The sequence below is a fragment of the Kitasatospora sp. NPDC086791 genome, assembly GCF_040685975.1.
Classification (GTDB): Bacteria; Actinomycetota; Actinomycetes; order Streptomycetales; family Streptomycetaceae; genus Kitasatospora.
In genome coordinates, this window is sequence record NZ_JBFBOC010000043.1 from 38294 (window position 1) to 46220 (window position 7927).

Below are 7927 nucleotides of genomic sequence, written 5' to 3' on the forward strand. Positions count from 1 at the left end.
CCGGGGATCCGGTCACCAGGGGCGGCCCGCCGACACCGGTCGGTGGGCCGCCCCCGGTGCGTCCGGGGACGCGCTACACGTCCGCGTCCGCGCCCGCGGCCGCGCGCCGTTCGCGGCGGGGGGTGCGGGTCGGACGGCGGGTGAGCCGGCTGAAGACCGCGACCAGGGCGAGGGCGCCGGCGGTGGCGGAGGCGACGGTGAGCCCCTCGGTGAGGCCGGGCGGGCGGAAGGAGCAGGCGATCCGGGAGGCGCCGGGCCCGAGCGGGACGCCGATCATCCCCAGGACCGGGGTGGGGACGGCCGGCGGGCCGCCGTCGACGGCGCAGGTCCAGCCCTCGGTGGCCGGGACGGAGAGCAGCGCGGTGCCCGTGGAGCCCGCCGGGAGGGCCGCCGCCAGGGTGTGCCCGCCGGCCTCGACCCGGGTGGCGCCGGTGGCGGTGAGCCGGGCGAGGGCGGCGTCCAGGGCGCCGGTCCGCAGGCAGCCGATCGGGCGGGCCGGGACCTGGCTGACGGCGTCGGACCGCAGCGTCACCCGGACCACCCCGTCCGCCGGGACGGTCCCCAGGAGGTGGATCGCCACGGCCGTGGTGGGCTGCTCGCCGTCGCTGCGGTAGCCGGTGCCGAGGCCGCTGACCGTGCCCCGGTACCAGAGGCCGTGGAAGAAGGCCGTCGAGCCGGGCGCGCAGGCGGCGGTGAGGACGGTGCCCTCGTCGCCGGGCGGCACCGACCAGCCGCTGGTGCCGTGCAGGGTGGGCGCCGGACCGCCGGCCGGAACGGGCAGCGGGGCGTCGTACACCCGGCTGCCGAGCAGCGACTCCTGCCGGGACCAGACCGAGGTGGTGTCCGGCCGGGTGCCCGGCGGCAGCACCGTCACCGGCGGTGGCGCGGCGGCCCGGACGGGGGTGAAGCCGTACGGCGGCGGGCCGTCGTCCAGATGGGCGCGGACGGCGAACAGCGCCTGCCCGACCGGGTCGGTGACGCTCTCGGTCTGCCGCCCGCCGGCCGTCCAGCCCGCGCCGAGGTCGTGCGGCAGCAGCGCGGCGACGGTCGGCAGGTAGCCGCTGAAGTAGCCGCCGCCCTGGCCGCCGAGCAGCAGCGGGTCGTTGGGGGTGAAGGCGTGCGGGCCGGGGTCGCTGCGGCCCAGCGGCCAGTCCTCGGCCGCGCGGACCGCCGCGTGCCCGGCCCGTACGGCCGCCGGGGAGACGCTGCCGGAGGGTGTCGTGCCGAGCGCCGCGTACCCGGACCAGACGGCGTTGCCGAGCACCACGCCGCCGATCACCCAGGTGGCGACGGTGGTCGCCCGGCGGTCGGTGTGCCGGCGGTCCAGGACCCACAGCGCGGCGACCAGCACCGTGCCGCCGGCGGTCAGCAGCACCCAGGTCGCGGGGCGGACCGAGTACAGGCCCGCCGCCAGCCCGGCGATCACCGCGACCACGGCGGCGCCGGCGAGCAGGGTCAGCGGGTCCGGCCGGTGCGCCAGCGACACCCAGCCGGCCAGCACCAGCAGCCCGCTGAGCACGAAGGCGACCCGGTACGGCCCGCCGGCCGGGATGGCCAGGCCGTGCCAGACCAGGAGGGTCGGGGTCCAGACGAAGCCGAGCCCCACCAGCGCCAGCGCCGCGCACCAGGCCGCCCGCACCCGCGGCCGTACCCGCCGGTTGAACGGCAGCCCGCACACCAGCAGCAGTCCGAGCAGGCCGATCGCCGCGTCCGGCAGCCCCAGCCCGCCGTGGGTGGCGGGCAGCAGCTGGGCGAGGTGCCCGCCGAGGCCGGACGGGCCGAGCGGCTCGACCGGGGACTCGGGCTGGGCGTTCCGCGCGGCCCGGACCGCGACGAACAGCACCGGGGAGGCCAGCAGCACCCCGGTGGTGGCCATGGTGACGGCCCGGCCGGTGGCCCGGACCCGTTGGCGCAGCGGCCGCGCGGTGGCGAACAGCCGGACGGCGAAGAGGAGTCCGGCGGCCAGGGTGGCCAGCGCGGCGGTGTACAGGTTGCCCGCCCAGGCCAGGGCGACGCACAGGGTCCCGGCCACCCAGCGCCGCTCGTGCAGGCACCAGTCGGCGGCGAGGCCGAGCAGCGGCAGTGAGACCAGGCCCCAGAGCCACATCGGCGCGGCTCCGCCGACGTCCAGTACCCAGGCGCACAGCCCGTACCCGACGGCGGCGAGCGCCCGCAGCGGGCCCGGTCCGGAGTGGAGGCGGCCGAGCAGGCGGGCCATCAGCGCGGTGCCGAGGCCGATGGTGGCGAGGGTGACCAGGAGGACGGCGAACTCGCCCCGGTCGCGGGGGAGGAGCGCGGTGAGCCAGGAGAACGGGTTCATCAGGTAGGCGAAGAAGTCCGCCAGGAACGGGACGCCGTAGCCGCTGTTCCAGTTGAACAGCAGGTCCCCGGTGGTCCGCCCGTGCAGCAGGTCCCACAGGTGGGCGTGGTACGGCACCGCGATCGCGTCCGCGCCGGTCGGCCACTGCCCGCGCAGGCCCGCCGCCAGCGCGTACCCGCCGGTCGCCAGCCCGGCCGCACCCCCGCAGACCAGCACCTCCCGCCGCCGCTCGTCCCTCACCGACGCGCCCCGTTCTGCCAGTGGACCCCGGACCTCGCCACCCTAAGCGCGCCCCCGGCGCGGGACGCGGCGTACGCGCTCCTTCGAAGGAGTGGCGTCCCGGACGGCCTTGCCGAGTAGCCTGGGAAGGCCGTCAGGATCCCCGTATGGGAGGAACCATGAGCATCGCGCCGTACCCCGACTGGATCCGGCCTCCTGCTGGTGGCTACACCGCAGAGGATCTCGACCGGCTGCCCGATCTCCCGCCGCACACCGAGCTGATCGACGGGAGCCTGATCTTCGTGAGTCCACAGACCACGTTCCACATGCGTACGCTCCGCAGGCTGGAGCGGGCGCTGGAAGATGCCGCGCCGACGGGATGGCAGGTCTGGCGGGAGATGACGGTCAGGCTGGACCGGCGCAATCGGCCCGAGCCCGATCTGCTCGTCGTCGACGAGCGGGGGGTCACCGGCCCGAAGCAGACCTTCTGCGAGGCGGTGGACGTGTTGCTGGCCGTCGAGGTCGTGTCCGAGGAATCCGAGGAGCGTGACCGGGGCGCCAAACCGCGCAAGTACGCGGCGGCGGGCATCAAGCACTTCTGGCGGGTCGAGAGTGATGACGACGGGAAACCGATCGTCCACGTGTACGAGTTGGACCCGGCGACTCCTGCCTATGTCATCACCGGGATCTACCACAAGCAGTTGAAGGTCGACCGGCCGTTCCCGGTCGAGATCGACCTGAGCTGATCCGTCCGGATGGTGGACGCCAGGTGTCAGCCCCTGGGACGGCGGAGTAGGGTCCGAGCATGTCTCGCACCATTCGTCTCGCAGTTGTCCCGGGTGATGGCATCGGCCAGGAAGTGGTGGCCGAAGGCCTCAAGGTCCTGGGTGCCGTGCTTCCCGCCGATGTGAAGCTGGAGACCACCGAGTACGACCTCGGGGCCCGGCGTTACCACCGGACGGGGGAGACGCTGCCGGACGACGTGCTGGCCGAGCTGAAGTCGCACGACGCGATCCTGCTGGGCGCCATCGGCGACCCGAGCGTGCCGTCGGGCGTGCTGGAGCGCGGGCTGCTGCTCAAGCTGCGGTTCGCCTTCGACCACCACATCAACCTGCGTCCGGGCCGCCTCTTCCCCGGGGTGAAGTCCCCGCTGGCCGGCGAGCCGGACATCGACTTCGTGGTCGTCCGCGAGGGCACCGAGGGCCCGTACGTCGGCAACGGCGGCACGCTGCGCACCGGGACGCCGCAGGAGGTGGCCACCGAGGTCAGCCTGAACACCGCGTACGGCATCGAGCGCGTGGTGCGCGACGCCTACCGCCGGGCCCAGGCGCGGCCGCGCAAGAAGCTCACCCTGGTGCACAAGAACAACGTGCTGGTGCACGCCGGGCACCTGTGGACGCGGATCTTCGCCGAGGTCGGCGCGGAGTTCCCCGAGGTCACCACCGACTACCTGCACGTCGACGCGGCGACCATCTTCTTCGTCACCCAGCCCGAGCGCTTCGACGTGATCGTCACCGACAACCTGTTCGGCGACATCCTCACCGACCTGGCCGCGGCCGTCACCGGCGGGATCGGCCTGGCCGCGAGCGGCAACATCAACCCGAGCGGCGAGTTCCCGTCCATGTTCGAGCCGGTGCACGGCTCGGCGCCGGACATCGCCGGCCAGGGCAAGGCCGACCCGACCGCCACCGTGCTGTCGGTCGCCATGCTGCTGGAGCACCTCGGCTTCGCCGCCGAGGCCGCCCGGGTCGAGGCCGCCGTCGCGGCGGACCTGGCCGAGCGCTCCGGCACCCGCAGCACCTCCCGGGTCGGCGACGCGCTCGCCGGTCGAGTATCCGGCTAGCGGGCCGGATCCGAGATCGGGGTTCCGGCTAGCGGGCCGGATCCGACAAGGTTTCCGGCCAGGTGGGCCGGACCGCATAACCGCAGCTTGCAGCTCTCAAAGGAGTCGGCGGCTGTTCGGCACGGCCCTCTGGATGCGAGTATCGACAGTGGGCCGTGCCGCTGTGCGTTCGTTCCGGCGTTCGATCGCCGGGGCGTCTCCGCGGCGGTGGGGCCCGGACCAACCCCACGGTGAAGGAAACAGCCATGAGCACGCCCACCCAGGCGCCCATCACGTTCGACCTCAAGCCCTCCGCCCACCCGCTGCCCGCAGCGGAGCGCGAGGCCCGGCTGACCAACCCCGGCTTCGGCCGGGTCTTCACCGACCACATGGTCACCGTCCGCTGGACCGAGGGCGTGGGCTGGCACGACGCCCAGCTGGCGCCGTACGCGCCGCTGGAGATCGACCCGGCGAACATGACCCTGCACTACGGCCAGGCGATCTTCGAGGGCCTGAAGGCCTACCGCCAGGCCGACGGTTCCATCGCCACCTTCCGCCCGGAGGCCAACGCCGCCCGCTTCCAGGCCTCGGCCCGCCGCCTGGCGATGCCGGAGCTGCCGGTCGAGACCTTCGTCGAGGCCGTGGAGCTGCTGGTCCGGCAGGAGCAGGAGTGGGTCCCGAACGAGCCGGAGCAGAGCCTCTACCTGCGCCCGTTCATGTTCGCCACCGAGGTCGGTCTGGGTGTCCGTCCGGCCAACTCCTACCTTTTCATGATCATCGCCTCGCCGGCCGGCGCCTACTTCCAGGGCGGCATCAAGCCGGTCTCGGTCTGGCTGTCCAAGGAGTACGTCCGGGCCGCGCCCGGCGGCACCGGCGCCGCCAAGTGCGCGGGCAACTACGCCGCCTCGCTGGTCGCCCAGGCCCAGGCCGCCGAGAAGGGCTGCGACCAGGTCGTCTGGCTCGACGCGGCCGAGCACCGGTGGGTCGAGGAGATGGGCGGCATGAACCTGTACTTCGTCTTCGGCGAGGGTGCGGACGCGAAGATCGTCACCCCGGAGCTGTCCGGCGCCCTGCTGCCCGGCATCACCCGAGACTCGCTGCTCCGGCTCGCCGCCGACCTCGGCTACGCCGTCGAGGAGCGGAAGATCTCCACCGACGAGTGGCAGCAGGCCAACGCCGACGGCACCCTCACCGAGGTCTTCGCCTGCGGTACCGCCGCCGTCATCACCCCGGTCGGCTCGGTGAAGTCCGCCGCCGCCGACTGGACCGTCGGCACCGGCGAGCCGGGCCCGGTCACCATGGAGCTGCGCAAGGCGCTGCTGTCGATCCAGGGCGGCCAGACCCCCGACACCCACGGCTGGCTGCACAAGATCGTCTGATTCCGGGACGCCCGCACCCGCTCCGGCCTGCCGCGTTTCGCATCGCGAGACGGGCGGGCCGGATCCCGGGAGCTGTGCCAGACTGCGAGGGTGTCCTCGCTTTCGCTGATCATTAGCAGCAGGCGCGCCGGTCCGCAGTGACCGCTCCCGCAGGACCCGATGCGGAGCGACCACGAGCGTCCAGACCCGCGCGCAGACCTCTCGCACCCGCGAGGGGTCTTTTGCTTTGTCGGGCACCGCCCCGTCGAGCACCGCCACCCGGACCGGCCGAGGGCCCCCACGAAGGGCCCGGGGACACCGGGGCCGCGCGCGAGATCCTGGACAGTGGAGCCGGGACCACCCATCCGGCCAGAGCAGTACGAACCTCCCCGAACGGAGAACCAGGGGTCATGACCGAGGTCAGCCGTACCGACGACAGTTTCCACGTGTTCGACACCACGCTGCGCGACGGCGCCCAGCGCGAGGGCATCAACCTGACGGTGGCGGACAAGCTGGCCATCGCCCGGCACCTGGACGAGTTCGGGGTCGGCTTCATCGAGGGCGGCTGGCCCGGGGCCAACCCGCGCGACACCGAGTTCTTCGCCCGCGCCGCCGCCGAGCTTGAGCTGGAGCACGCGCAGCTGGTCGCCTTCGGCGCCACCCGCCGGGCCGGCGGCCGGGCCGCGGACGACCCGCAGCTGGCCGCGCTGGTCGGCTCGGGCGCCCCCGTGATCACCCTGGTCGCCAAGTCGCACGACCGGCACGTGGAGCTGGCGCTGCGCACCACCCTGGACGAGAACCTGGAGATGGTCCGGGACAGCGTGGAGTTCCTGCGCTCGCGGGGCCGCCGGGTGTTCATCGACTGCGAGCACTTCTTCGACGGCTACCGGGCGAACCGGGAGTACGCCCTCGCCGTGGTCCGCACCGCGCACGAGGCCGGCGCGGACGTGGTGGTGCTCTGCGACACCAACGGCGGGATGCTGCCGGCCGGCGTCCGGGAGATCGTCGCCGACGTCCTGGCCACGACCGGCGCCCGGCTCGGCATCCACGCCCAGGACGACACCGGCTGCGCGGTCGCCAACACCCTGGCCGCGGTGGACGCCGGCGCGACCCACGTCCAGTGCACGGCCAACGGCTACGGCGAGCGGGTCGGCAACGCCAACCTGTTCCCGGTGGTCGGCGCGCTGGAGATCAAGTACGACCGCCGGGTGCTGCCCGCGGGCCGGCTGGCCGAGATGACCCGGATCTCGCACGCGATCGCCGAGCTGGTCAACCTGACCCCCTCCACCCACCAGCCGTACGTCGGCTACTCGGCCTTCGCCCACAAGGCGGGCCTGCACGCCTCCGCGATCAAGGTCGACCCGGACCTGTACCAGCACATCGACCCCGAGCGGGTCGGCAACACCATGCGGATGCTGGTCTCCGACATGGCCGGCCGGGCCTCCGTCGAGCTCAAGGGCAAGGAGCTCGGCTACGACCTGTCCACGGACCGGGACCTGGCCGGCCGGGTGGTCGCCAAGGTGAAGGAGCAGGAGAACCTCGGCTACACCTACGAGTCCGCCGACGCCTCCTTCGAGCTGCTGCTGCGCGACGAGGTGCGCGGCAGCCGGGACCGCTTCTACACCCTGGAGTCCTGGCGGACCATCAGCGAGCAGGGCCCGCAGGGGGTCTCCGGCAACGAGGCGACCGTCAAGCTCTGGGCCAAGGGCGAGCGCCGCACGGCCGTCGGCGAGGGCAACGGCCCGGTGAACGCGCTGGACCAGGCGCTGCGCACCGCGCTGGAGGGCATCTACCCGCCGCTGGCCACCTTCGAGCTGGTGGACTACAAGGTCCGCATCCTGGAGGGCCAGCACGGCACCGGGTCCAAGACCCGGGTGCTGATCGAGTCCACCGACGGCACGTCCACCTGGTCCACCGTCGGCGTCGCGGACAACGTGGTCGCCGCCTCCTGGCTGGCGCTGGAGGACGCGTACACCTACGGCCTGATCCGTGCCGGGCTGGAGCCCACCGAGTAGACCGGGCACCCGGCCGGGGGCACGGCGACGACCCGTCGGACTTCGGGTGAGGTCCGACGGGTCACGGGCGCCTGGGTCACCGCAGTCGGGCGAGGAGGGCGTGTTCGACGAGGGTGATGAGGGCGCTCTTGGCGCTGTCGCGGCGTCGGGCGTCGAGGGTGACGACGGGGGTGTCGGCGCTGAGTTGGAGGGC

At 73.6% G+C, this 7927-nt stretch carries 5 protein-coding genes and 1 pseudogene; 4 read left to right on the forward strand and 2 right to left on the reverse strand.

All coding sequences use genetic code 11. From position 1 onward, the window contains the following. Positions 1–73: 73 nt before the first annotated feature. Positions 74–2560: a YfhO family protein gene (locus tag AB0Q99_RS31810; protein ID WP_363577297.1), complete on the reverse strand. Its 2487-nt coding sequence runs from the start codon at positions 2558–2560 to the stop codon at positions 74–76. Positions 2561–2718: 158 nt separating this feature from the next. Here AB0Q99_RS31810 and AB0Q99_RS31815 point away from each other — a divergent pair, with 158 nt between their 5' ends. The 4 genes from AB0Q99_RS31815 (at position 2719) to cimA (ending at position 7734) form a co-directional block, all read left to right on the forward strand. Next, complete coding sequence (locus tag AB0Q99_RS31815) at positions 2719–3285, forward strand: Uma2 family endonuclease (protein ID WP_363577299.1); 567 nt, start codon at positions 2719–2721, stop codon at positions 3283–3285. 59 nt (positions 3286–3344) lie between these two features. Further along, the gene (locus AB0Q99_RS31820) at positions 3345–4382 is read left to right on the forward strand and encodes a 3-isopropylmalate dehydrogenase (RefSeq protein ID WP_363577301.1); all 1038 of its coding nucleotides are present in this window, start codon (positions 3345–3347) and stop codon (positions 4380–4382) included. A gap of 245 nt (positions 4383–4627) precedes the next feature. After that, entirely contained in the window at positions 4628–5740 is a 1113-nt protein-coding gene (locus AB0Q99_RS31825) for a branched-chain amino acid aminotransferase (protein ID WP_363577303.1), read from the forward strand. A 389-nt stretch (positions 5741–6129) separates the two neighbouring features. Beyond that, entirely contained in the window at positions 6130–7734 is a 1605-nt protein-coding gene (gene cimA / locus AB0Q99_RS31830) for a citramalate synthase (RefSeq protein WP_363577305.1), read from the forward strand. 76 nt (positions 7735–7810) lie between these two features. Here cimA and AB0Q99_RS31835 read toward each other — a convergent pair. Beyond that, positions 7811–7927: pseudogene (locus AB0Q99_RS31835) on the reverse strand (ATP-binding protein); the annotation flags it as partial.